This window comes from Peribacillus sp. YIM B13472 (assembly GCF_042788005.1).
Taxonomy (GTDB): domain Bacteria; phylum Bacillota; class Bacilli; order Bacillales; family DSM-1321; genus Peribacillus; species Peribacillus simplex_E.
The window spans coordinates 1-22,359 of the sequence record NZ_JBHZPG010000021.1; the positions used below are offsets into that span (position 1 = coordinate 1).

The window sequence follows — 22,359 nt, forward strand, 5'->3', positions numbered from 1 at the left end:
CGCCCGTAGCTCAATTGGATAGAGCATCTGACTACGAATCAGAAGGTTGTAGGTTCGACTCCCGCCGGGCGCACCATGTTTTATTGCGGGAAGTAGCTCAGCTTGGTAGAGCACTTGGTTTGGGACCAAGGGGTCGCAGGTTCGAATCCTGTCTTCCCGACCACGTGATTTTTAATGAATGGGGCCTTAGCTCAGCTGGGAGAGCGCCTGCCTTGCACGCAGGAGGTCAGCGGTTCGATCCCGCTAGGCTCCACCATTTTTCAATCAGAAACTTATATTATATTGGCGGTGTAGCTCAGCTGGCTAGAGCGTACGGTTCATACCCGTGAGGTCGGGGGTTCGATCCCCTCCGCCGCTACCAATAAATATAAGGACCTTTAGCTCAGCTGGTTAGAGCAGACGGCTCATAACCGTCCGGTCGTAGGTTCGAGTCCTACAAGGTCCACCATATTCACTTTTCAAAAGCCATGGAGGTATACCCAAGTTCGGCTGAAGGGATCGGTCTTGAAAACCGACAGGGGAGTCAAATCCCGCGGGGGTTCGAATCCCTCTACCTCCTCCATTTTTTTTTAAAAAAGCAGCAAGTTGTTTTGAAACACCCTTACATAATGGATGCGGACAAAACGATATACACGAAAACTTGATGCAAATCGTTTCATTATTACCGTCGCGGGGTGGAGCAGTCCGGTAGCTCGTCGGGCTCATAACCCGAAGGTCGCAGGTTCAAATCCTGTCCCCGCAATTATTAGGTCCCGTGGTGTAGCGGTTAACATGCCTGCCTGTCACGCAGGAGATCGCGGGTTCGATTCCCGTCGGGACCGCCATTTTTAAAATTCAATACATTTGTGGCTCAGTAGCTCAGTCGGTAGAGCAAAGGACTGAAAATCCTTGTGTCGGCGGTTCGATTCCGTCCTGAGCCACCATATAATTACGGCGGTTGTGGCGAAGTGGTTAACGCACCTGATTGTGGTTCAGGCATTCGTGGGTTCGATTCCCATCAGTCGCCCCATTTCGCGGGTGTAGTTTAGTGGTAAAACCTCAGCCTTCCAAGCTGATGATGAGGGTTCGATTCCCTTCACCCGCTCCAAATATGGGCCTATAGCTCAGCTGGTTAGAGCGCACGCCTGATAAGCGTGAGGTCGATGGTTCGAGTCCATTTAGGCCCACCATATTCATTGTTCCGCAGTAGCTCAGTGGTAGAGCATTCGGCTGTTAACCGAACGGTCGTAGGTTCGAGTCCTACCTGCGGAGCCATGGGGAAGTACTCAAGAGGCTGAAGAGGCGCCCCTGCTAAGGGTGTAGGTCGCGCGAGCGGCGCGAGGGTTCAAATCCCTCCTTCTCCGCCAGTTGGCCCGTTGGTCAAGCGGTTAAGACACCGCCCTTTCACGGCGGTAACACGGGTTCGAATCCCGTACGGGTCATAACAAAAAAGGAAGCATACATTCATGTATGCTTCTTTTTTTCATTTCTTTTCATTGATATAACTTTCTTTTTGTTTATAGGGAATGTCTCCAAGATTGGATTCTATATTTTCTTCCTCCAGTGTGCCTTCATATTCCTTTTGCTTTTTGTTCGGTATATTCACTCTATTTTTTCCTTCGATATCATTTGCGGCAAATCCTTCATAGTCTTCAGGAAACCCGTTCGTTTCATCCTCTGTTTTATAAAGATCATTATAATTGTCATGATCGCCTGTGTAATCGGATGGTGTTTCGGATGTACCGAATTTGGCAACTTCACCAAAGCTATCTTCTTTATCCACCATTTCGATTCCATGACGATTTTCAAAATGATCACCCTTGGATGGAATCAGTATGTCCTCTTCCGCAGGCCGCTCTTGTGAAAGTGGACGTTCTGGGGCATGCTCGACACAATAGAGGGTGCTTGGAATCGCTTCAAGCCTCTCAATGGGGATTTCCCTATTGCAGGTTTTACAATGGCCATACGAACCTTCTTCCATGGCTTTCAAAGCTTCATCGATTTTCTCCATTTCGGATTGTGCATGCTCATCGAGTGCTTGATTCCGTTCCATCTCGAATAATTCGGTTCCTAGGTCAGCAGGATGATTATCATAGGATGATAATTCCCCTATGGATTCGGTCTGGCTTTTCTCCAGAACGGATTGTTCATCATTTTGAATTCTATTACCTAGCTCATTTTTTTCTTGAAGCAGTTCTTTTTTGAATTTTTGCGTTTGTTGTTTCGTTGCCATATCGGATTCACTCCTTCTAAAGTCTAAATCTCATTTTATATTGGTGGGATGGTTGTATTATCTATTACCCGAATCGGGGGATAGGAAAACAATATGGAACGGATGATAGAAAAAAAGGACTGAGCGGATGAGCTCAGTCCTCGGAGATTTATATAAGATAGCTGATGAATAATCCAATGGCCATGAGTAAGCCAAAGAAGGTGTTCGTTTGGGCCGTGGCTTTCATTGCTGGCACCATAGTGATTGGCTGCGTTTTACCTACGAAGCCTTTGATTGCGGCCAGGGCTTTCGGGATGCTTAGGAAAGCAAGGAGGATCCACGCCGTTACGCTTCCGGTAAGGACTAGCCCAAGTAGCCATAGATAAGAGAAGGCGAACATGATTGCCATGAATGTCAGGGCGTTTTTCCGACCCATGACTACCGGCATCGTTTTGCGGCCATGTGCCTTATCTCCATCATGGTCACGTAGGTTATTGGATAAGTTGATCAACCCGACCAATATTCCACTTGGAATGGCAATTAAGATGGCTGTTGAAGAAACATTACCGGTTTGAATGAAAAAGGCGATCAGGATTATCAAAAAGCCCATGAACAATCCAGAAAAGAGTTCCCCGAATGGTGTATATGAAATGGGCAGAGGGCCGCCTGTATAAAGATAGCCTACAAGCATGCAAACCAGTCCTACTGCAGCAAGCCACCAAGATGATGCGGCACAGATATAGATTCCAATTATCAAGGCGATGGCATACATGCCAAGGGCCAAGTTCATGATTAGTTTGGGGGTCATCCCATGACGGACGATCCCGCCGCCGATGCCTACGGATTCCTCCGTATCCAAGCCTCTCTTGAAATCATAGTATTCATTGAATAAATTGGTTGCAGCTTGAATCAGGATACTTGCAATCATCATGGCAGCGAATAATAACCAATTCACTCCATCTTCCAAAAGTGCAATAACAGTTCCAAGTAAGACTGGGACAAAAGCTGCGGTTAGTGTATGTGGACGAATTAACTCCCACCAAATCTTCCAGGTCCGTTTAAGGGGAAGTCCGTCGTATTCTGTTTGCATTATTTCTCTCCTCAAAATCATTATTGGTTCTCTCGAAATTATAACAAATATTGAAATGTTGCACAAAAGGTTATCCTAATAAATGCAGGAAAAGTGGGCAAGGGTGATATTTGGAATTCATGGATGATGCATTTCCAGAATCAAGGATATTTCTCTACATTCGCTAAGATTCATATAATAAGGAAAAAAGCAGGAAAGAATCGTTCGGTAAAGGGGCGTTTTATTGACATGAGGTTCAAGGGAGGTGTATCTTTAAATAGGTTAAAAAGCTTTTAAAATGTACATTTGGGGGGATTTTTTTTGGCTATCTCAGAGGAAACTGAACAGTTTCAGGGACTGGCTTCAGCTATACAAAAGGCGAAGGACTTGAATGATCAAGTTCTATTCAGTCATATTAAGAAAGTTAATTGCAACAACCCCCTTTCATTTTATCAAGCTGGAAGAGAACGGTACGCGGGTGAACGCTTTTTCTGGGAGGACCCTGCAAAGGAAATAACCATCACCGGTTTAGGCAATGTTAAGAAACTCAAAGCGGCATCGAATGCCGAACGTTATAGAGAAGTCGAAAAGAGCTGGATCAAACTGCAGAATACTGCTGTCAAAACAGGAGTGACCGATTTAGAAGCGACAGGTCCTTTACTGTTTGGTGGCTTTTCTTTTGATTATGAAACTGACAGTACGCTCCTGTGGAATCAGTTCGGGGACAACCTGTTTTATATACCTGCCTTCATGCTGTCAATAGTGGGGAAACAAGCTTACTTAACGACAAACTTACTTTGTTCGCCTGATGATTCGGAAAAACTCTTCATAGATATGATAAATGAACGGGAAGCTTTCCTTTTCGAAAGCTTGGATGGCAATGGATCGGGTGCAAATTCCCTGGTTATGCAGAGGGAAGTCGAACCTGAGGAATGGAAGCGGACGGTCGAAGAGGCTGTTCAGGAAATCAAGACGACAGATCTCGACAAGATCGTATTGGCAAGGGAGCTTCGACTTGTTTTTGAACGTTCCATCGATTCAGGGAAAGTGCTTGAACAATTGATTGCTGAGCAGCCATTAAGCTATATTTTCAGTTTGGAGGCTGGCGGTGACTGTTTTGTAGGTGCCACCCCTGAACGTTTAATTAAGAAACAGGGAAATGAAGTTTTTTCAACCTGTCTTGCCGGATCGATGGGGCGAGGGAAAGATGAGCAGGAAGATGTTTGTCTTGGTGAAGAATTGCTTCATGACCAAAAGAATTTACAAGAGCATCAATATGTCGTGTCGATGATATCCAATGCTTTTGATTCTGTATGCGAAAAGGTGATGGTTCCTGCCGAACCGACACTTATGAAAAACCGTCATATCCAGCATTTGTACACACCGGTCCGCGGTATATCCAAGGAAGGTGTCACGATTTTTGAATTCGTCGAGAACCTCCATCCTACACCTGCTATGGGCGGACTTCCAAAAGAAAAGGCCGTTGTCCGGATCCGGGAAATGGAAGGTCTTGAACGCGGCTTTTATGCGGGTCCTTTAGGTTGGGTGGATACGTATGGAAACGGGGAATTCGCAGTAGGGATACGTTCTGCCCTAATACAGAACAATGAGGCATCCCTCTTTGCCGGGTGCGGGGTAGTGGAAGATTCGACTCCCGAAAGTGAATTCCGGGAAACAGGGATTAAATTCAATCCGATGTTAAGTGCTTTAGGAGGAAATCTTAATGAATGACCGAGATGCATTGACAGCGTATGCTGCTTCATTCGTCGATGAGCTGGCACAAAATGAGGTGAAGCATGTGGTGGTGAGCCCAGGTTCACGATCCACACCCATAGCTTTGTTGCTAGTGGAACATCCTGATATCGAAATTCATATTAATGTGGATGAGCGTTCGGCTGCTTTTTTTGCCCTTGGTTTGGCTAAGGCCTTAAAAGAACCTGTCGGACTTCTTTGTACGTCCGGTACAGCCACAGCAAACTATTACCCAGCCGTCATTGAGGCTTACTATTCAAGAGTGCCGCTTATTGTACTTACCGCTGACCGCCCGCATGAATTGCGTGATGTCGGAGCCCCGCAGGCAATCGATCAGATACATCTTTACGGGAGACATGTAAAATGGTTTGTCGAAATGGCACTTCCTGAAAGCACGGATGGGATGATGCGGTATGCCAGAACGGTCGGTGCAAGGGCAGTGGCTACAGCCGCAGCTGAACCAGCAGGGCCTGTACATTTGAATTTCCCGCTTCGTGAACCATTGATTCCGGATCTGGAGAAAGCAAAGGAGTACAGGCAAAATAAAATGACGCCTGCAGTGTTGATTGACAGTGGAGAACGGTCACTGTCCTCATCACAAATGGAGGCTGTTGCAACTACATTGTCACAAGCTAAGCAAGGTATGATCGTATGTGGCGAATTACCGCATCCAGAGATGAAGGAAGCCATAGTCGCATTAGCGGAAAAACTTGCTTTTCCTATACTGGCTGATCCCCTTTCACAGTTAAGGAGCGGAAGTCACGACAAAGCCGTCATAATTGATGCGTACGATACGTTTCTACGCGATGAAACGGCTCAAACGGCTTTCAGGCCGGAAGTGATCTTGCGTTTCGGGGCAATGCCTGTTTCTAAACCCTTATTGTTATTCATGAAAAAACAAAAACAGGCAATCACTTTGGTCGTAGATGGTGGAGCAGGCTGGCGTGAACCAGCCGGATTGGCAACGAATATGATTTACAGCGAAGAGAAAGATTTTTGTTTGAAAATTGCTGATAAAATTATTGCTTCCCCTGATGATGAATGGCTTCGCTTATGGCAGACCGTCAACGGAGCGACGAAGGATGCCCTGGCCTCCGTCAGGGATGAATCGGAGTTAAGTGAAGGCAAGCTGTTCGCCCTGCTTGCTGATATGATGCCATTGGAATCGACGCTGTTTGTCGGGAATAGCATGCCCATACGTGATTTGGATACTTTCTTTTTGAATAATGGAAAAGGAATCAAAACCATGGCAAATCGCGGTGCGAATGGGATCGATGGTGTCGTTTCCACTGCGCTTGGCGTAAGCACCGTATCGAAAAATACAGTGCTGGCAATCGGGGATTTAAGCTTTTTCCATGATATGAATGGCTTGCTTGCGGCAAAACTTCAAAAACAAAATATCACGATATTGCTGGTTAATAATGATGGCGGCGGCATATTCTCCTTCTTGCCGCAGGCGAATGAGAGGGAACATTTCGAAACGCTATTCGGCACGCCTCATGGGCTTGATTTTTCCCATACTGCAAAGCTTTATGGCGGTAAATACAACAAGGTGCAAAGTTGGGATGAGTTTGACAAGGTATTTACGGAGTCATTCGAAATTCAAGGTCTGAAAATCATCGAAGTACCGACAGAAAGAGAGTCCAATTTACAAAAGCATCGAAATTTGTGGAGCTTTGTTTCCCAGGAAATAAAAATGGTGTTAGACAGGGAAATATCATGAATATTGTCAGCAAGGATGTCAATTATGCTGTTGAAATAACGGGAAATGGAGATCCTCTTGTACTTTTACATGGATTTACGGGAAATCGGGATACATGGAAATTCCTCATTCCGCTACTGAGTGACAGGTATACCATGATAATGGTCGACATCATCGGTCATGGCATGTCTGCGTCACCAGCCGATCATCGAAGGTATGAGATGAAGCGTGTAGCTGAGGATATCAAGTATATTTTGGATGTGTTACATTTCCCGAAAGCCCATATCCTTGGATATTCGATGGGTGGAAGGCTCGGATTGGGATTTGCCTGTTTGTATCCTGAGTATGTTGATACACTGATATTGGAGAGCGCTTCACCAGGCCTTTTAACAGAAGGGGAACGGGAAATTCGAAGGGGAAATGATAGGAAGCTTGCTGAACGGATTCTTGTAAATGGCGTGGAAGCGTTTGTGGATCAATGGGAAAACATCCCGCTTTTTGAAAGTCAAAAACGGCTGTCGGCCAAAACCAGGTCGGCCATTCGGGAGCAGCGGTTGGCAAATGACCCTGCCGGCCTTTCCAATAGCCTTCTTGGTATGGGGACAGGCAGTCAGGCTTCATACTGGGAACAACTGCAAACTCTTGATTTCCCTGTGCTCCTTGTAACCGGTGAACTCGACCGTAAGTTCTGTGACATTGCGGACTCAATGAAGAGAAAGCTGAAGCGGTCCGAATGGAAAATAATAAATGATGCGGGACATGCGATTCATGTGGAAGTTGGAGAAAAGTTTGGTAAAATAATAAGTGAGTTTTTAAAGCGAAATAAAAGGAGGAATTAAGGTGACGATACAATGGGAAACAATACGTGAGTATGATGAAATTTTGTATGAAAAATATAACGGGATTGCAAAAGTGTCCATCAACCGACCACATGTACATAATGCATTCACGCCAAAAACCACTGCTGAAATGATTGATGCATTCGCAAGGGCGCGTGATGATTCTAGCATTGGTGTCATTATTTTAACGGGTGTAGGCGGCAAAGCATTCTGTTCAGGCGGAGATCAAAAAGTACGCGGAAATGGCGGGTATGTAGGTGAAGATAACATTCCGCGTCTAAATGTTCTTGATTTGCAACGTTTGATCCGCGTAATTCCAAAACCGGTCGTAGCCATGGTTGCAGGATATGCAATTGGTGGCGGTAATGTCTTGAACGTGGTCTGTGACTTGACGATTGCAGCTGACAATGCAATTTTCGGACAAACTGGACCGAATGTGGGAAGCTTTGATGCTGGTTATGGTTCTGGCTACCTTGCACGAATCGTGGGTCATAAAAAGGCGCGCGAAATCTGGTACCTATGTCGTCAATACAATGCACAGGAAGCATTGGATATGGGATTGGTCAACACGGTTGTACCTTTGGACGAATTGGAAACGGAAACGGTTAAATGGTGTGAAGAAATGCTTGAGAAGAGCCCGACTGCACTTCGTTTCTTGAAAGCGGCAATGAACGCTGATACGGATGGCCTTGCAGGTCTTCAACAATTGGCTGGTGACGCTACACTTTTATACTATACAACAGAAGAAGCAAAAGAAGGCCGCGATGCATTCAAAGAAAAACGCACTCCGGACTTTGGGCAATTCCCTCGTTTCCCTTAATGAAACGCGTGAATCGATGAGACTGACAGCTTGGCGGAAAATCGCCGGGCTGTTTTCTATATCAAAATGGAAGAGGGTAAGCAGCAATGGCAGAAGAAAAGTTGCCGAACTGGCTGAAAAATCGGGCGCATCTCTCACCGGATCGCCCGGCAATTGAGTTTGAAGGTCATACGTATAGCTTTCTTGAACTGCATACATTATCGGAGAAAATGGCTGGTAAGCTGGCAAGCATTGGTCTGGGCGCTGGCGATTCGTGTGCGGTTTTGCTCCGTAACCATATAGATGGTGTCGTCGTTATCCATGCACTACTTTATCTCGGTGTAAAGATTGTGATGCTGAATAATAAGCTAACGGCAAAAGAGCTGTCCTGGCAGATCGGGGATAGTGGAACGGCCCATTTGGTTTCAGAAGGCTCCTTCTCCGGCAAACTCTCTGATATTGGTGAGATTCTCCCGGAATTGAACCTTCATTTCATGGAAGAATTGCCGGATGGCACTGCGGAGATACTTCAAGAGTTTTACCTAGAGGATACCGCGACGATCATGTATACATCAGGTACGACAGGAAATCCAAAAGGAGTGATCCAAACATTCGGCAACCATTGGTGGAGTGCCGTCGGGTCTGTTCTGAACCTTGGATTGCATGAGGAGGATTCGTGGTACTGTGCGGTTCCCATCTTTCATATTAGTGGTTTATCCATCCTGATGAAAAATGTGATATATGGCATGAAAGTCGTTTTGGCAGAACGTTTCGATGAACGGGAGGCAAACCGGAGCATCCAGGAAAATGGCGTGACGATCATTTCGGTCGTGACGGCGATGCTGAATAGGATGGTGCAGGATATGAAGGGAACGAGCTATCCGGAAACGTTTCGCTGTTTCCTGTTGGGCGGCGGCCCTGCACCCGTCCATTTACTTGAGGTATGTAAGGAGAAAGGGATTCCCGTCTATCAATCATATGGGATGACCGAAACGTCTTCACAGATTGTGACACTGGCACCGGAGTATAGCATGACAAAAATCGGCTCGGCGGGAAAGCCCTTGTTTCCTTCGCAGTTACGGATAGAGAAAGACGGCACTATGTGTGAGCCGGGTGCAGTGGGCGAAATCGTGGTTTCAGGTCCGAATGTGACGAAAGGCTATTTTAATCGGCTGGACGCTACACAGCAGGCCATTACCGATGGATGGCTTTATACTGGCGACCTTGGTTATCTCGATGAGGAAGGCTTTTTATATGTGCTTGACCGACGTTCGGATTTAATCATTTCCGGCGGTGAAAATGTCTACCCGGCCGAGATTGAAAATGTCCTTAGTAAGCACCCTGATGTTTTCGAAGCGGGGGTGACGGGGACTGACGATGAAAAATGGGGACAGGTCCCACTTGCCTTTGTCGTCTTGCATCAAGGTGCAGAGCTTGATGAGAGCGAACTGCTGGAATATTGCAGGGGATATTTGGCATCTTATAAAATTCCCCGGAACGTGATTTTTTGTAAGGAACTTCCCCGGAATGGCGCAAGCAAGCTTTTGAGACGGGAACTGAAGAAGGAAATGGGGGGATGGCAATGAAGTTATCCTCCATTTCCCTTAAGCTCATTAAGGCCCCTTTAAAGCGGTCATTCAAGACCCATCTCGAAACGGTAAGCGATCGGGAAGTGATAATTGTCGAAGCCATGGATGAAGACGGATTGATTGGATACGGGGAAGCTGTCCCTTTTACAAGTCCTTGGTATACCGAGGAAACGATCAAGACATGCTTTCATATATTGGATGACTTCTTAATCCCGCTGACATTGGCCAGTCAGATCAGGCATCCTGATGAGCTGCCGAACTTATGGAGCGGAATCAGGCGGAATGCGATGGCGAAATCAGCTTTAGAGCAGGCAATCCTCGATTTATATGCGAAGCAGAAAGGAGTCTACCTCGGACGGCTGTTTGGCGGCGAACGAAGTGAAGTGGCCGCTGGTGTAGTCGTTGCATCCAATGATATAGAAGACGCGATGCGCCAGATCGAGGATTTTTCCGGATCTGGTTATCAGCGTTATAAAATAAAAATCAATCCTCAAAATGATCTGGAGTTTTTAGGGGAAATACGTCGGGCCTATCCCGATATCCCGCTAATGGCAGATGCCAATTCAGCGTACAGTCTTGATGACATCCCACATCTTCAGAAACTTGATGTGTTTAAGCTGATGATGATTGAGCAGCCGCTTGGACATGACGACATTGTGGAACATTCATTTTTGCAGAAACAGCTGCAGACACCCATTTGCCTTGATGAAAGCATAAATTCATTTCATGATGCCAAAAGTGCGCTGTCGCTCCAGAGCTGTGGGGTGATCAACATTAAGATGGCTAAAGTCGGCGGCTGGATGGAAGCTGTAAGAATCCATGATCTATGCCTGGGTAATGGTGTGCCCGTTTGGTGCGGCGGTATGATTGAATTTGGCATTTCACGTGCACATAATATTGCACTTGCCACATTAAAAGGGTTCACGATTCCCGGGGATATATCATCTTCATCTCGTTATTGGGAAGAGGATATAATCGATCCCGAAGTCATTGTCGAAAATGGCATGATCCAAGTTCCCGATAAAGCTGGAATCGGTTTTGCCATAAATGAAAAGCGGCTAAAGGAATTGACTACATATAGTAAACTGTACAAGTGAAACATCAAAAGAGGTGCATTACCGCCTCTTTTGATCAAATATTGATAATCCCCTTTTTACCTCCCACGGTCTATGTAACTCACCCATTTAGTGTTTTTTTGGACAGGAATCCCACCCTTTTGCTAAATGATTTTAATAGGATAAATAACAAATATCAGTTTGAGGTTTCGAATGGCATCCCCCGAACGATGATTTTTAAAAGAAAACTTGGGATAACTGGCTAACCTAGACCCCGCTGGATGCTAGTGGCGAAGCAGGCGTCGGGCGCAAACCCTACAGATTTTAGAAAAATCATTTAAATCGCCGGATAAACCATATTTTTTTTGGAAAATGGGGTTTTGTCTATTTTTTCTTTATTGGATTATTTTGTATAATGAAATTAAAAGAATGGCAACCAAGGGAAAGGGAGGGGAGAGTGTATGAAAAAACCGTACCTTATTGCGGAAATTCTACTGAGAAGAGGCATGTCTGACTATGTCATAAAAGAAGTGACGGCTTTGGAGGAGTGCGAGCTGTTTCTTTTGAAGAGAAAGTGGGGCCTCTATGACCGGAAGACAGGTGCGTAAAGAATAAAGGTAAAAAGGGAACCGTTCCGAGCCGGTCCCCATGCGTTTTAAGGTTTTTTAAGCCGGTATCTATTGACAGGGCGGCCTATGCTGCCATACTGTACGTCAAGCTGAAGGACTTCTTCGCCATGCAAGTATTCAAGATAGCGCCTTGCTGTAACTCTGGCGATACCAATCCCATCAGCCACTTCTTCTGCAGATAGTGACCCAGGCTGGTTCTTTATGAACTTCGTCACTTGCTCAAGAGTCGCGCCATTCAATCCTTTGGGAACATCATATTTCGGACTCGCTTCAGAATGTGTTTTATTTTGAAAGAGAATTCGGTCGAGCTGGGTTTGAGAAATTTGATGGTCAGGTTCAACCTCCATCCGAAAAGCGAAGTATTGTTCCAGCGTATGTTTTAGCCTATCGAATTTAAATGGCTTGATTAAATAGTCAAAAGCCCCGTTCTGCATCATTTTTCGGATCGTTTTCTGATCATTTGCCGCTGAAATGATGATGACATCCACATCAATTTGCTCTTTTCTGATTTGATAAAGTGTATCAACCCCGTTTAAAGAAGGCATGAAGATGTCCAAAATGACAAGGTCGGGTTTAGTCTGCCTGATTTTTTCCAGACCTTCAAGCCCATTTGAAGCTGTATCAACGACTTTAAAGGCAGGCAGGCGCTCGATGAACTGTTTGTTGACCTCTTGGACCATTGGGTCGTCTTCAATTAAAAGTACACGAATTTCGTTAGTCATTTTGGTTCTCCTCTATATCGTGCATCGGAAAAGAAAGAAAAAAGCTTGTTCCTTCGTTAGGGCGTGTCGTAAACTTCATTTCGCCGTTCGCTTTTTTTACAATTTGGTCTATTAGGTAAAGACCAATTCCTGATCCTTCCGCACCTTTTGTTGTGAAACCATACTCGAATATATCTTTATGAATGTCCTCGGGAATGCCGGGTCCATTATCCTCAAGCACGATTTGACAATGAAGTTCATCCTGATAGATGGATAAATAAACCTGTTTTGTTTCCTCAGAATAATGCTTTAGCGCTGCGAATGAATTTTCGATCAGGTTTCCGATTATCAAAACAAAATCATGATGATCCAAATCAGCGGGGAAGCAGTCCAATTTCGTGTGCTTGTCCATTATGAGCTCGATTCCGAGTTCCCGTCCCAATGAGATCTTACTTAATATCAGCCCCACTAAATTATCATCGTGAATGTGCTTCGTTAAAAACCTGGTCAATTCCTCTTGTTCTTCCGTGATCTGAAAAATGTAATGCAGCGCTTCGTCAAGATTACCTAGCTGGATCAATCCGGCTATCGTATGAAGTTTGTTCATATGTTCATGGTTTTGAACACGCAGGGCTTCAACGAATGCTTTGACACTAGTCAACTCTTCAGCTAGCTTCGTCACATCGGTGCGATCCTGGAAAATGGCCACGGCACCGATCGTTTTATCCGCAATCTTTATTGGTACCCGGTTGCTTACAATATTCCTGTTTTGAACGGAGATTTCCTGATTGAAGATGGGAGATGTCCGGTCGAGCACTTCCGGGAGACGGGTATCGTGTATAATATCATTGATATTCTTGCCTATGACTGCACCGTTGATATTGAATATTTGCTTAGCCTTTTCATTGAAAATCGTGATTGTTTCATTATTATCTATGGCAATGACCCCTTCATGCATCGCATTGAATGCCGCTGTCCTTTCAACCAACATCCGTGAAATTTCATGTGGTTCAAGTTGGAAGGTCTCTTTTTTTATCCTTTTTGCCATGAGCCATGAGCCGCATACCCCGAATAGAAGTGTAAGGACCAGGATGATCGCGATTTCGCCTTTCAGATCCTTGATTAACTCCGGTATCGTAGGCAAGATATTACCAACCAGAACGACGCCGATTTGCTCTCTATCTTTATCAAGGATCGGGACAAAGGCACGGACGGAAATGCCAAGTTCGCCAGCCGCCTTTGAAAGATACTCGTGCTCAGCGAAAGCAGCGCTTTCATCATTGCTTTCCGAAGGGGTCCCCAATTGGCTGAACACCGGATGGGAATAACGTATATGCTGATTGTTGAGCACAACTATATAATCGGCTTGATGGATCTTCCTTAAGTTTTCAATAATCGGATTGAGCTGCGTCCATCCTTCGGGCTCACGGACCAATTTTTGTACTTCAGGGAGTTCGGCAATGGTATGGGCAGTGATCATGGATCGTTTGCCAATTTCATCTTCCCTGACCGAAACGATGTTTCCGAATATAAAAATCCCGCCTATTAGTATCGAAAAAGCGACGATTACGAATGATAGCAGGGTGATTTTAATTTGAATGGGCATATGAAAGGATTTATCCATTGTTTTTCCTCCATTACTTCTATACTTTATAGTAACAGAATATCTATCACTTTTCGCTATTTTTCGAGCATTGTATTACGACAGTAAAAAGCTGTGATAGAATAGTGATAATGTGAAGTGAGCGGTGAGGAGTTGTCGGTATGCGTGCATTATGGGGGTACTTATTATTAATTGGCCTGGGGCTGTTGATAGCAGTGTATATATCATTTCAATCGTTCTTTACAAGCTTCGGTTTTAATTTGCCCAAGGATGAGGAGCAGATCGGGATGAAGGATCAAATCGTGATTAAGTTCAGTCATGTCGTGGCCGAAAATACACCTAAAGGGCTAGCTGCGAACCGGTTTGCCCAACTTGTCGATGAATATACAGATCATCGTGTCAAAATTGAAGTTTATCCTAATCAGTCATTATATAGTGATCATGAAGAAATCGAAGCATTACAAGAAAACAAGGTGCAGATGATTGCTCCAACTACATCTAAAATTACGAGCATATCAAAGAAATGGATGCTATTGGACCTCCCTTACGTCTTCCCAACGGACGCTGCCTTGCAGGAAGCATTGAATGGGGAAGTGGGGGAAGAGCTGCTTAAGCAGCTGAATACCATCGATATCGAGGGACTCGCATTTTGGTCGAATAACTATAAACAGATTACAAGCAGTAAACCGATACGGCATCCAAGTGATTTTGCAGGAAAGAATTTTAGAATCATGCCAAGTGCAGTCCTGGAAAGCCAATTCAATCATTTTGGGGCGACAACTTCTCAGCTGGAGTTTAATGAAACGTTTAAAAGCCTTGAAATCAATGAAACGGACAGCCAGGAAAATACGATTTCGAATATCTATTCCAAGAAATTATATGAGGTGCAAAAATATTTAACGATCAGTGATCATGGCTATTTAGGGTATGTCGTCATGATAAACAAGCCGTTTTGGAACAAACTCCCGTTGGACATTCAGCAGCAAATCCAACGGGCGATGGATGATACAACGAAATGGCTATGGATCAAATCAAATGAATTGAATCAGGAACAGCTTAAGGAAATCCAGCAAAAATCGAATATCGACATCTATAAACTGTCAGATGAGGAAAAGAAAGAATGGATGGATGAGATGACCGTCATCTATCCGGAATTCGAATCAACGATTGGAACCGAATTGATGACTAAAATGGAAAAGATCCGTGAGAAGCATTTAAAGGATAACGAAAACACTCATTAAATAGTGGGGGACAAAAAAAGCGGACCCAATGGGCCCGCTTTTTTTCCTATTGCAATGCAGTTTGAAGTGTCTTGATATTTTTTTCCATTAAACTGAAGTAATCTTCACCGGCTTCGATATCTTTATCCGTCAACACGGAAAGGTTATGGAGCTCAAGTGATTTCGCTCCCATTTCCTTTTGGATGATCTCGGTTAGTTTAGAACTGATATTCTGCTCAAAGATGACGTAGTTCAAGTCTTCTTCTTCAGCCATGGTTACGATTTTCCCCAGTTCCTTTTGAGAAGGTTCGTTTGAAGACGTTAGTCCTGTGACGCCAATTTGTTCCAATCCATAGCGTTCCTCCCAATAACCATATGCAGAATGGGAAACGATGATCTTATTGGTACGGCCTGACTCGATCGTCGTTGCGAATTTTTCATCAAGTGCCTCAAGCTTTTCGGAAAGCTCGTTGAAACGATTGTTGAAATATTCTTCCTGTTCCGGCATTTTTTTCGTTAATTCATTCTTGATGGTTTTAGCCATGTCAATGGAATAGATGGGATCTAACCACAAATGCGGATTAACGCCCCCATGGTCATGACCGTCTTCTTCATGTGAATGTTCCTCTTCGTGTGCATGCTCATCTTCATCAAGATGAACCGTTTCGCCCACCGCGATCGTACTGACGCCTTCTTTGCTTAGAATTGGTTCAGCCTTTGTTACAAAGCCTTCAAGATTATAGCCAATATAGAAAAATAGGTCTGACTCAGCCATTTTTACAATATCTTTTTGAGAGGGTTCGAATGAGTGTTCATCCGTTCCGGGAGGATAAACCGTCTTGACATTTACGTACTCCCCGCCAATGGCCTCTGTGAAGTACTGTAAAGGGTAAACCGTCGTATATATATCTAAGGCATCCTTGGTTTCTTCTTTACTCGATTCTCCCTTTGAGTTGACGCAGGCTGACAAAAATACCGCAGTAATAAGGAAAAGTGAGAGCAATGCTCGGATTATCATATGAAATGCTCCTTTATAATTCGTATTGATTACGATTTGAATGTTATGTGATAAAAACGAAATGATTACGATTTGACTTCTGTATGATACAAAAAATTGCAAAAGAAAGCAAGGTTTTTTTCTATTGGTCCTCACTTTTTTCTTTTTTTTCAGGGACAAGGTCAATGCCCCCTGGATGAAACGGATGACATTTAAGAATCCGGATGAGTGCTAACCAGCTTCCTTTTATAGGTCCAAAACGATTGATCGCTTCCAAACCATAATGGGAACAAGTTGGGTAAAAACGGCAGGTAGGCGGTTTTAATGGAGAAATAGCAACTTGGTAAAAACGGATGAATCCCATTAATATTTTTTTCAACACAATGCTTTCATCTCTTTTCGAGTAAATTCACTACCCTTCATTATAGCATATTTTCTAAATTTCCAATAAGGGTAAAAAGGAATAAGCATATTGGTATTCCGATTGATATAATGAGAATTAATTTTAAAGGATGAAATATATTGTTATTCAAGGTAAAATAGAGATGACATACAATTAAGGAGTGAATTAAATGCCTTCAGTTGAAAGCTTTGAATTAGATCATAATGCTGTTAAAGCCCCATATGTTAGACATTGCGGTGTCCATAAGGTAGGAACAGACGGTGTTGTTAATAAATTTGATATCCGTTTTTGCCAGCCGAATAAACAAGCGATGAAGCCGGATACGATCCATACCCTGGAACACTTGCTTGCATTCAATATCCGTAAGCATTCCGAGCGCTACGATCATTTTGATATAATCGATATTTCGCCAATGGGATGTCAAACAGGATATTACCTTGTTGTCAGCGGTGAGCCGACAGTGACGGAAATCATCGATGTTCTTGAAGATACATTCAAGGATGCTGTTACAATTACCGAAATTCCAGCTGCAAACGAAAAACAATGCGGCCAAGCAAAATTGCATGATCTTGAAGGGGCTAAGAAATTAATGAATTTCTGGCTTGCACAAGATAAAGAAGATCTTCATAAAGTTTTCGGTTAATAAAAAAGTTCCTGTCATATTTGTGACAGGAACTTTTTTCATTTTTCGGGTTCTTCTTTTTTTCCCTCATCCTCAGGCAAAGGATCGATGGGATCCACTGTATGCTTGTAGCTGTAACCTTTTCCGATTGTTAGGACCGATAAGGCCAATACAATCAGAATCACAATGATGGATATGACTAAAACCGTAATCATACTTCACAGCTCCTAACGTTCACAATTTAGATTCATTTTAGCATAAGAACATAATCAGAAAATGTTTCAATTTTGGAATAGAGGGAATTATAAAGGTATAACCAACTACGGAGGTAGATATTTATGGCTCAGAAAAAATTAGGAACTTTAGTGAATAAGGAAATTGCAAACTTCAGTGTTCTTTATACGAAAATTCATAATTACCACTGGTTCGTGAATGGTCCGCACTTCTTTGAACTTCACCAAAAATTGGAAGAGTTATATAAAGAAGTGACATCCAACTATGATGAATTGGCTGAAAGGTTATTGGCCATTGGTGAAAAGCCGGTTGCCACCCTTAAAGAGTACATGGAATTAACGACGATCGAAGAAGCTACAGGTAATGAAAATACAGAAGATATGGTTCAAAGCGTCATCAGTGATTTTGAGAAGCTATCCGAAGAGTTCCTGGAAATCATCGCAGTTGCCGAAGAAGAAGATCCGGTTACGGCTGATATGCTGACAGGCATGAAGAAAAGCCTAAACAAACATGCTTGGATGCTGCGAGCGTATTTAGGACATTAAGATATAGGAAAAGCCTTGCTTCGGCAGGGCTTTTTTTCTGGTTAAAAAAATAAAAAAGGCATCCATCAAAAGAGGGACACCTGACAAGGTATGTATTAATGAATATTCCTTGGCGGAAAATGTGTAGGTTTCGTGTCGTTCATACTATTTTGAGCGAACTTCCCTTTTAACGTTTCAATAATGTAAAGGCCCATTAAATTGGTCAGTTCTTGATCATCCATCTCTTGAAGCAATTCGAAAATTTCCTTGCGGTCAAGTTGTTCCAGAACCGCAAAAGTAAGCATATCAATATCTTCTTCATCACCAGTCATCTTATCACGGTACATATTGTATAATTCTTCAATTAACTTCAAAACTCTCACCTCACATTTATTAGAAATCCGTTATCTCTTTATATGTAGGTTATCAAAAAAACCTCTGGGTGCATATAAAAATCTTAAAGGATGCTTGGGCTTATTATATGTTTTACCCTTTGAAAGATACTTTAATCTATTATTTAACATCTTTGTTATTCTGTAAACAAAATTTTCCATTGTATGAAGTCGGGAAATACGTGAAAAATAAGCGTAGGATATATGGAAAGGGTCGATGAATGTGTCTGAAAACAGGAAAAAATATTACATTTGGCTTCCAAATGGACAGATAACACAAGATAGGGAAAGTTCTCCATGGAATTTCGAGATCGAGGCGACCGATAATGAAATCATCAAGTTACGTGAATTATTTGATTATAATTATTCAATAGGCGAAGAAAATTTTTACCGGGCTCATGTCCCATACCTTCAATTCCATTTTGACCGTGAAAATGATAAACAGGATATCACGCTCCAAAAAATTTACGAGATGATTTATGCTCTAGGTACTGATGAAGGAAGACGGCATATAGAAAGCATGGGGATTTTACAGGCAAAACCAACAGACGATGGCCTCGAATATTGAGGGTCCATCGTTTTTTTGGTGTGATGCAGATTCTGGCTGGATAGTGTATTTTATTACCCATATAATGAGAGAAGGGACATAGCGTTATTTCTTATACGGAGAGAAGGGGAAAAATGAAACGTTTTCTTGATAAGAACGGATATAAGGTAGAATACTCAGAGGATCCTGTCTTTGGAGAGTCTTGGCATGTTTTTGTGCTAAGCAGATATAAGGGAAGGTGGGTATTGACCAAACATAGAGAGCGGGGATTGGAGTTCCCCGGAGGAAAGCGGGAAGCAGGGGAAACGATTGAAGAAACGGCCATAAGGGAAGTGTATGAAGAAACAGGAGGCCTGGTGGGCCAGCTGCAATTTTTAGGACAATATAAAGTACATGATCCAGTGAAGCCATTCGTTAAATCAATATACTATGCTGCATTGCGTGAAGTAGAGAAGAAACAGAATTACCTGGAAACGGAAGGCCCGATCTTTTTGGAAGCATTGCCGGATGTACTCGGTGATGAGTTTAGCTTCATCATGAAAGACGAGATTGTACCGTTGAGCTTATCAAGACTGGATGATGCCATTTTGCTGAGAAACGACTGAATCTGCTGGAATTCACGAGTAAATGGCCAAAATTCACGAGTAAATGGCTGAAATTCACGAGTAAATGGCCAAAATTCACGAGTAAATCACCGAAATTCACGAGTAATGGCCGAAACTCAACTAAATTCATTCTAAGCATGAATGAAAAACTGCCGAGGGTTATCGGCAGTTTGGTTAGTCTTTGATTAGTTTTCGCTCGAGCAGTTCTACTAGTTGATACATGATTGTGGCAAAGACGGCAATGATCATCAAGGCAAGCATTACGAGGGTGAAGTTGAAGACTTGAAAGCCATAAATGATTAGGTAGCCGAGTCCTTTGGCCGAAACAAGGAATTCCCCTACGATGACGCCGACCCATGAGAGGCCGACATTCACTTTCAATGTCGAGATGATCGTTGGGAAGGAGGCGGGTAAGATGGCTTCCCGAAAAGCTTGTGTTCTTGTGGCTCCAAAAGTTTGGAGTACCTTCAGGTAGTTCGGGTCGACTTCGCGAAATGCGGTGTAGACGACGATGGTAGTGATGATGATGGAGATGATCGCCCCCATCGAGATGATGGATGGAAAGCCAGGGCCGAATGCTACGATGATGATGGGGCCGAGTGCCACTTTCGGCATGGCATTTAAAATGACGAGATAGGGGTCAAGTGTTTTGGATAATCTTGGCGACCACCAAAGCAGGGATGCCAGGATCGTTCCAAACAGTGTCCCTATGATAAAGCCGAGAACGGTCTCGAATAGCGTCACTCCGGAATGGGATAGCAGTGTTCCATCACCTAGTTTCTGTATGAAAAGATGCCATACTTTAGTTGGGGAGCTGAAGATGAGCGGATCGATCACTTCCGTCCGGGATAAAAGTTCCCAACTGCTGAAAAAAACGATAAAAATCAGGATCTGATAAAAGCGGATGAGCCTGTTTTCTTTTTTTAATGAGGTTTTATAATGGTTATGAAGCTGTTCAATATTCAAGGCTCTCAAGCTCCTTCCAGATCGTTTGGAATAGCATCTGATACTGTGGATGGTTTCGTGCATGGAAAGGCGTGAGTTCACGCAGTTCATCGGGCACCTTGAAGATTTTGTGCACGCTTCCCGGGTTCGCGGAAAACAGATAGATGCGGTCACTCATTGCAATGGCTTCACCGATATCATGGGTGACGAGCACGGCTGTCTTTCCGAAGGATTTGAGGGTTTCAAAAACAAGGTCTTCCAGCTTCAGTTTCGTTTGGTAATCAAGAGCCGAAAATGGTTCATCAAGCAAAAGGATTTTTGGGTCGACCGCCAGTGTTCGTGCCAGTGCAGCCCTTTGCCTCATTCCTCCGGAGAGTTCGCGCGGATATGATTTTCCGGTGCCTCCCAATCCAACGTCACTTAAAAGTTTCAGTGTTTTTATTCTTTCAAGGCCTTCATCCTTTTTAATCAGTTTCAATCCTAATAATATATTTTCTTCTATAGTCTTCCATGGAAATAGATAATCCTGCTGCAGCATATAGCCGATTGAAAGGTCACTGTTGGCTTTCAGCGGTTTGTTTTCGAGCAGGATCTTTCCTGCAGTGGGCGGAAATAACCCGGCGATGATGGAAAGCAGGGTGGTTTTTCCGCAGCCGCTCGGACCTAGAAAAGAGACGAATTCACCTTTTTCAATGTCGAGGGAAATGTCCGCTAGTGCGGTCGCTGCCGTCTGATTTGAAAAATAAGTATGGTGAATGTCTTGGATTTTTAAAAAGCTCATCGGACATCCTCCTTACCTTTAGCTATGCTATTTTGTGACTTCTTCTGCAAAATCTGTATTGACCAGCTCTTCATGGCTTATACGTGAAGGCAGCTCGCCTGCTTCATCCATGATGTTTTGCAGATTGTTCCATTCTTCTTCATCAAGAATGGGGTCTGTGGCAAAGGATCCTTGTTCTTTGTAGCGGTTGATAACTGTTTCCATGGTCTCGATATTGGTATCTTCAAAATACGGCTGAATGACTTCGGCAATTTCGGCAGCATCTTTTTCCTGAACCCAATCCTGTGCTTTCTTCAAAGCCCTCGTGAATTTTTCGACAGTCTCTTTGTCTTCTTTCAAATAGCTTTCCTTAGCCATATAAACTGTATAGGGAAGATGCCCGGATTCGGTGCCGAAAGAAGCGACGATATATCCTTTTCCTTCTTTTTCAAACACACTGGCCGTTGGTTCGAACAGTTGAACGAAATCGCCGGTTCCGGAAGCGAAGGCAGTTGCGACATTCGCAAAATCAATATTCTGGATGAGGTTCAAATCTTTTTTCGGGTCTATGTTATGTTTTTTCAATACGAACTCGCCGGCCATTTGCGGCATTCCGCCTTTTCGCTGGCCTAGGAATGTAGAGTTTTTCAGCATATCCCAATTGAAGTTGTCAATTTTTTCACGTGAAACAAGAAACGTTCCATCCGTCTGTGTTAATTGAGCGAAGTTGATGACGGGGTCTTTCGAATCTTGTGCCTGAACGTAAATCGATGTTTCAGAGCCGACGAGGGCAATATCCGCCCCATCGGACAGAAGCGCGGTCATCGTCTTGTCGCCGCCTGCCGTCGTTTTCAAATCAATGCTGAGACCCTCATCTTTAAAAAATCCTTTTTCAATCGCTACATATTGCGGTGTATAGAATAGGGAGCGGGTAACTTCGGCAACCCTGACTTTCGTTGTTTCCTGTTCCTTGTTGCCGCATGCTCCAAGCGGGATCACCAGCATGCACAGAAGTAAAAACACGACACCTGCTTTACACCATTTTTTCAAAAGTCCTTCCTCCTTGATATATAGGTATTTTGCCTACATTATCGTATGAACGGAAGAAAAAAATGTGAATGCCTCTCAGGGGATAAAAACAAGCGGATGTTTTACAATAAGAATAAAGAGAAAGGAGAGTG

Annotated in this window: 23 protein-coding genes and 14 tRNA genes; 26 read left to right on the forward strand and 11 right to left on the reverse strand. The window is 43.7% G+C overall.

Going from position 1 to position 22,359, the window contains the following annotated elements; translation table 11 throughout:
* The first annotated feature begins 86 nt into the window (after nucleotides 1-86).
* From ACFX4I_RS16195 to ACFX4I_RS16260, 14 genes are all read left to right on the forward strand, one after another.
* Nucleotides 87-163: transfer RNA gene (locus ACFX4I_RS16195), tRNA-Pro, on the forward strand.
* A gap of 17 nt (nucleotides 164-180) precedes the next feature.
* A tRNA-Ala gene (locus ACFX4I_RS16200) sits at nucleotides 181-256 on the forward strand.
* 28 nt (nucleotides 257-284) lie between these two features.
* A tRNA-Met gene (locus ACFX4I_RS16205) sits at nucleotides 285-361 on the forward strand.
* Between the two features lie 10 nt (nucleotides 362-371).
* Nucleotides 372-448, forward strand: a tRNA-Ile gene (locus tag ACFX4I_RS16210).
* Nucleotides 449-469: 21 nt separating this feature from the next.
* Nucleotides 470-562, forward strand: a tRNA-Ser gene (locus tag ACFX4I_RS16215).
* Between the two features lie 106 nt (nucleotides 563-668).
* A tRNA-Met gene (locus ACFX4I_RS16220) sits at nucleotides 669-742 on the forward strand.
* Between the two features lie 6 nt (nucleotides 743-748).
* Nucleotides 749-824 (forward strand) — tRNA-Asp (locus ACFX4I_RS16225).
* Between the two features lie 23 nt (nucleotides 825-847).
* Nucleotides 848-923, forward strand: a tRNA-Phe gene (locus ACFX4I_RS16230).
* Nucleotides 924-933: 10 nt separating this feature from the next.
* Nucleotides 934-1,009 (forward strand) — tRNA-His (locus ACFX4I_RS16235).
* Between the two features lie 4 nt (nucleotides 1,010-1,013).
* Nucleotides 1,014-1,087: transfer RNA gene (locus ACFX4I_RS16240), tRNA-Gly, on the forward strand.
* Between the two features lie 5 nt (nucleotides 1,088-1,092).
* Nucleotides 1,093-1,169 (forward strand) — tRNA-Ile (locus ACFX4I_RS16245).
* Between the two features lie 10 nt (nucleotides 1,170-1,179).
* A tRNA-Asn gene (locus ACFX4I_RS16250) sits at nucleotides 1,180-1,254 on the forward strand.
* 1 nt (nucleotide 1,255) lies between these two features.
* Nucleotides 1,256-1,346 (forward strand) — tRNA-Ser (locus ACFX4I_RS16255).
* A gap of 3 nt (nucleotides 1,347-1,349) precedes the next feature.
* Nucleotides 1,350-1,421 (forward strand) — tRNA-Glu (locus ACFX4I_RS16260).
* 41 nt (nucleotides 1,422-1,462) lie between these two features.
* Here ACFX4I_RS16260 and ACFX4I_RS16265 read toward each other — a convergent pair.
* Both ACFX4I_RS16265 and ACFX4I_RS16270 read right to left on the reverse strand, forming a co-directional pair.
* On the reverse strand, nucleotides 1,463-2,212 hold the full coding sequence (locus tag ACFX4I_RS16265; RefSeq protein ID WP_377421750.1) for a TraR/DksA C4-type zinc finger protein: 750 nt from the start codon (nucleotides 2,210-2,212) through the stop codon (nucleotides 1,463-1,465).
* 148 nt (nucleotides 2,213-2,360) lie between these two features.
* On the reverse strand, nucleotides 2,361-3,281 hold the full coding sequence (locus ACFX4I_RS16270; protein ID WP_230301573.1) for a 1,4-dihydroxy-2-naphthoate polyprenyltransferase: 921 nt from the start codon (nucleotides 3,279-3,281) through the stop codon (nucleotides 2,361-2,363).
* A 300-nt stretch (nucleotides 3,282-3,581) separates the two neighbouring features.
* Between ACFX4I_RS16270 and ACFX4I_RS16275 the strand changes: the two genes are divergently transcribed.
* The 7 genes from ACFX4I_RS16275 to ACFX4I_RS16305 all read left to right on the forward strand — a co-directional run bounded on the left by ACFX4I_RS16275 (nucleotide 3,582) and on the right by ACFX4I_RS16305 (nucleotide 11,604).
* Nucleotides 3,582-4,991 (forward strand): isochorismate synthase, encoded by a 1,410-nt coding sequence (locus ACFX4I_RS16275; RefSeq protein ID WP_230301572.1) that lies wholly within the window; start codon nucleotides 3,582-3,584, stop codon nucleotides 4,989-4,991.
* Nucleotides 4,984-6,735, forward strand: coding sequence for a 2-succinyl-5-enolpyruvyl-6-hydroxy-3-cyclohexene-1-carboxylic-acid synthase (gene menD, locus ACFX4I_RS16280; protein WP_377421753.1), 1,752 nt, complete (start codon nucleotides 4,984-4,986; stop codon nucleotides 6,733-6,735). The genes ACFX4I_RS16275 and menD overlap by 8 nt, the downstream gene beginning before the upstream one ends.
* Nucleotides 6,732-7,553 carry a 2-succinyl-6-hydroxy-2,4-cyclohexadiene-1-carboxylate synthase gene (gene menH, locus ACFX4I_RS16285; protein WP_377421755.1) on the forward strand — a complete coding sequence of 274 codons (822 nt, stop codon included), beginning with the start codon at nucleotides 6,732-6,734 and terminating at the stop codon, nucleotides 7,551-7,553. The genes menD and menH overlap by 4 nt, the downstream gene beginning before the upstream one ends.
* 7 nt (nucleotides 7,554-7,560) lie before the next feature.
* Entirely contained in the window at nucleotides 7,561-8,373 is an 813-nt protein-coding gene (gene menB / locus ACFX4I_RS16290; protein WP_370662606.1) for a 1,4-dihydroxy-2-naphthoyl-CoA synthase, read from the forward strand.
* Nucleotides 8,374-8,459: 86 nt separating this feature from the next.
* Nucleotides 8,460-9,938, forward strand: coding sequence for an o-succinylbenzoate--CoA ligase (locus tag ACFX4I_RS16295; protein ID WP_377421757.1), 1,479 nt, complete (start codon nucleotides 8,460-8,462; stop codon nucleotides 9,936-9,938).
* On the forward strand, nucleotides 9,935-11,038 hold the full coding sequence (gene menC / locus ACFX4I_RS16300; RefSeq protein ID WP_377421759.1) for an o-succinylbenzoate synthase: 1,104 nt from the start codon (nucleotides 9,935-9,937) through the stop codon (nucleotides 11,036-11,038). Before ACFX4I_RS16295 ends, menC begins: the two co-directional genes overlap by 4 nt.
* 419 nt (nucleotides 11,039-11,457) lie before the next feature.
* Nucleotides 11,458-11,604 (forward strand): hypothetical protein, encoded by a 147-nt coding sequence (locus ACFX4I_RS16305; RefSeq protein ID WP_230301566.1) that lies wholly within the window; start codon nucleotides 11,458-11,460, stop codon nucleotides 11,602-11,604.
* Between the two features lie 47 nt (nucleotides 11,605-11,651).
* Here ACFX4I_RS16305 and ACFX4I_RS16310 read toward each other — a convergent pair whose 3' ends face one another.
* Complete coding sequence (locus tag ACFX4I_RS16310) at nucleotides 11,652-12,347, reverse strand: response regulator (protein WP_309519722.1); 696 nt, start codon at nucleotides 12,345-12,347, stop codon at nucleotides 11,652-11,654.
* Entirely contained in the window at nucleotides 12,340-13,950 is a 1,611-nt protein-coding gene (locus tag ACFX4I_RS16315) for an ATP-binding protein (RefSeq protein ID WP_377421761.1), read from the reverse strand. Before ACFX4I_RS16315 ends, ACFX4I_RS16310 begins: the two co-directional genes overlap by 8 nt.
* Before the next feature lie 140 nt (nucleotides 13,951-14,090).
* On the opposite strand from ACFX4I_RS16315, the gene ACFX4I_RS16320 reads away from it, so the two are divergent.
* A complete protein-coding gene (locus tag ACFX4I_RS16320; RefSeq protein WP_230301563.1) occupies nucleotides 14,091-15,170 on the forward strand; it encodes a DctP family TRAP transporter solute-binding subunit in 1,080 nt (359 codons plus the stop codon).
* A gap of 46 nt (nucleotides 15,171-15,216) precedes the next feature.
* Here the strand turns inward: ACFX4I_RS16320 and ACFX4I_RS16325 are convergent, their stop codons facing one another.
* Both ACFX4I_RS16325 and yidD read right to left on the reverse strand, forming a co-directional pair.
* Complete coding sequence (locus ACFX4I_RS16325; RefSeq protein ID WP_377421763.1) at nucleotides 15,217-16,167, reverse strand: metal ABC transporter solute-binding protein, Zn/Mn family; 951 nt, start codon at nucleotides 16,165-16,167, stop codon at nucleotides 15,217-15,219.
* 121 nt (nucleotides 16,168-16,288) lie between these two features.
* Nucleotides 16,289-16,528, reverse strand: a complete 240-nt coding sequence (gene yidD / locus ACFX4I_RS16330; protein ID WP_377421765.1) for a membrane protein insertion efficiency factor YidD — start codon at nucleotides 16,526-16,528, stop codon at nucleotides 16,289-16,291.
* Nucleotides 16,529-16,718: 190 nt separating this feature from the next.
* Between yidD and ACFX4I_RS16335 the strand changes: the two genes are divergently transcribed.
* The gene (locus ACFX4I_RS16335; protein WP_137019600.1) at nucleotides 16,719-17,192 is read left to right on the forward strand and encodes an S-ribosylhomocysteine lyase; all 474 of its coding nucleotides are present in this window, start codon (nucleotides 16,719-16,721) and stop codon (nucleotides 17,190-17,192) included.
* A gap of 38 nt (nucleotides 17,193-17,230) precedes the next feature.
* Here ACFX4I_RS16335 and ytzI read toward each other — a convergent pair whose 3' ends face one another.
* Complete coding sequence (gene ytzI, locus ACFX4I_RS16340; RefSeq protein WP_081108936.1) at nucleotides 17,231-17,386, reverse strand: YtzI protein; 156 nt, start codon at nucleotides 17,384-17,386, stop codon at nucleotides 17,231-17,233.
* Between the two features lie 123 nt (nucleotides 17,387-17,509).
* On the opposite strand from ytzI, the gene ACFX4I_RS16345 reads away from it, so the two are divergent.
* Nucleotides 17,510-17,950 (forward strand): Dps family protein, encoded by a 441-nt coding sequence (locus ACFX4I_RS16345; protein WP_230301561.1) that lies wholly within the window; start codon nucleotides 17,510-17,512, stop codon nucleotides 17,948-17,950.
* 95 nt (nucleotides 17,951-18,045) lie between these two features.
* Here ACFX4I_RS16345 and ACFX4I_RS16350 read toward each other — a convergent pair whose 3' ends face one another.
* Nucleotides 18,046-18,312, reverse strand: coding sequence for a DUF6154 family protein (locus tag ACFX4I_RS16350; RefSeq protein WP_370694063.1), 267 nt, complete (start codon nucleotides 18,310-18,312; stop codon nucleotides 18,046-18,048).
* 226 nt (nucleotides 18,313-18,538) lie between these two features.
* On the opposite strand from ACFX4I_RS16350, the gene ACFX4I_RS16355 reads away from it, so the two are divergent.
* Nucleotides 18,539-18,889: a hydrolase gene (locus tag ACFX4I_RS16355; RefSeq protein WP_377421767.1), complete on the forward strand. Its 351-nt coding sequence runs from the start codon at nucleotides 18,539-18,541 to the stop codon at nucleotides 18,887-18,889.
* A gap of 113 nt (nucleotides 18,890-19,002) precedes the next feature.
* On the forward strand, nucleotides 19,003-19,473 hold the full coding sequence (gene ytkD, locus ACFX4I_RS16360) for an RNA deprotection pyrophosphohydrolase (protein ID WP_309519725.1): 471 nt from the start codon (nucleotides 19,003-19,005) through the stop codon (nucleotides 19,471-19,473).
* 174 nt (nucleotides 19,474-19,647) lie between these two features.
* On the opposite strand, the gene ACFX4I_RS16365 is transcribed toward ytkD, so the two are convergent.
* From ACFX4I_RS16365 to ACFX4I_RS16375, 3 genes are read right to left on the reverse strand one after another with little or no spacing between them, the layout of a single operon-like run.
* Complete coding sequence (locus ACFX4I_RS16365) at nucleotides 19,648-20,439, reverse strand: ABC transporter permease (protein WP_230301558.1); 792 nt, start codon at nucleotides 20,437-20,439, stop codon at nucleotides 19,648-19,650.
* Nucleotides 20,429-21,199: an ABC transporter ATP-binding protein gene (locus ACFX4I_RS16370; RefSeq protein ID WP_230301557.1), complete on the reverse strand. Its 771-nt coding sequence runs from the start codon at nucleotides 21,197-21,199 to the stop codon at nucleotides 20,429-20,431. Before ACFX4I_RS16370 ends, ACFX4I_RS16365 begins: the two co-directional genes overlap by 11 nt.
* Before the next feature lie 27 nt (nucleotides 21,200-21,226).
* Nucleotides 21,227-22,228 (reverse strand): ABC transporter substrate-binding protein, encoded by a 1,002-nt coding sequence (locus ACFX4I_RS16375; RefSeq protein ID WP_377421770.1) that lies wholly within the window; start codon nucleotides 22,226-22,228, stop codon nucleotides 21,227-21,229.
* Nucleotides 22,229-22,359: the final 131 nt, after the last annotated feature.

What these genes read in the sequence shown, in the direction of transcription:
- ACFX4I_RS16270 (WP_230301573.1), bottom strand. Translation starts at nt 3,281, where the DNA reads ATGCAAACAGAATACGACGGACTTCCCCTTAAACGGACCTGGAAGATT.
- ACFX4I_RS16320 (WP_230301563.1), top strand. Translation starts at nt 14,091, where the DNA reads ATGCGTGCATTATGGGGGTACTTATTATTAATTGGCCTGGGGCTGTTG.
- ACFX4I_RS16315 (WP_377421761.1), bottom strand. Translation starts at nt 13,950, where the DNA reads ATGGATAAATCCTTTCATATGCCCATTCAAATTAAAATCACCCTGCTA.
- menH (WP_377421755.1), top strand. Translation starts at nt 6,732, where the DNA reads ATGAATATTGTCAGCAAGGATGTCAATTATGCTGTTGAAATAACGGGA.
- ytzI (WP_081108936.1), bottom strand. Translation starts at nt 17,386, where the DNA reads ATGATTACGGTTTTAGTCATATCCATCATTGTGATTCTGATTGTATTG.
- ACFX4I_RS16335 (WP_137019600.1), top strand. Translation starts at nt 16,719, where the DNA reads ATGCCTTCAGTTGAAAGCTTTGAATTAGATCATAATGCTGTTAAAGCC.
- ACFX4I_RS16370 (WP_230301557.1), bottom strand. Translation starts at nt 21,199, where the DNA reads ATGAGCTTTTTAAAAATCCAAGACATTCACCATACTTATTTTTCAAAT.
- ACFX4I_RS16325 (WP_377421763.1), bottom strand. Translation starts at nt 16,167, where the DNA reads ATGATAATCCGAGCATTGCTCTCACTTTTCCTTATTACTGCGGTATTT.
- ACFX4I_RS16345 (WP_230301561.1), top strand. Translation starts at nt 17,510, where the DNA reads ATGGCTCAGAAAAAATTAGGAACTTTAGTGAATAAGGAAATTGCAAAC.
- ACFX4I_RS16355 (WP_377421767.1), top strand. Translation starts at nt 18,539, where the DNA reads ATGAATGTGTCTGAAAACAGGAAAAAATATTACATTTGGCTTCCAAAT.
- ACFX4I_RS16295 (WP_377421757.1), top strand. Translation starts at nt 8,460, where the DNA reads ATGGCAGAAGAAAAGTTGCCGAACTGGCTGAAAAATCGGGCGCATCTC.
- ACFX4I_RS16265 (WP_377421750.1), bottom strand. Translation starts at nt 2,212, where the DNA reads ATGGCAACGAAACAACAAACGCAAAAATTCAAAAAAGAACTGCTTCAA.
- menD (WP_377421753.1), top strand. Translation starts at nt 4,984, where the DNA reads ATGAATGACCGAGATGCATTGACAGCGTATGCTGCTTCATTCGTCGAT.
- menC (WP_377421759.1), top strand. Translation starts at nt 9,935, where the DNA reads ATGAAGTTATCCTCCATTTCCCTTAAGCTCATTAAGGCCCCTTTAAAG.
- ACFX4I_RS16305 (WP_230301566.1), top strand. Translation starts at nt 11,458, where the DNA reads ATGAAAAAACCGTACCTTATTGCGGAAATTCTACTGAGAAGAGGCATG.
- ACFX4I_RS16310 (WP_309519722.1), bottom strand. Translation starts at nt 12,347, where the DNA reads ATGACTAACGAAATTCGTGTACTTTTAATTGAAGACGACCCAATGGTC.
- ytkD (WP_309519725.1), top strand. Translation starts at nt 19,003, where the DNA reads ATGAAACGTTTTCTTGATAAGAACGGATATAAGGTAGAATACTCAGAG.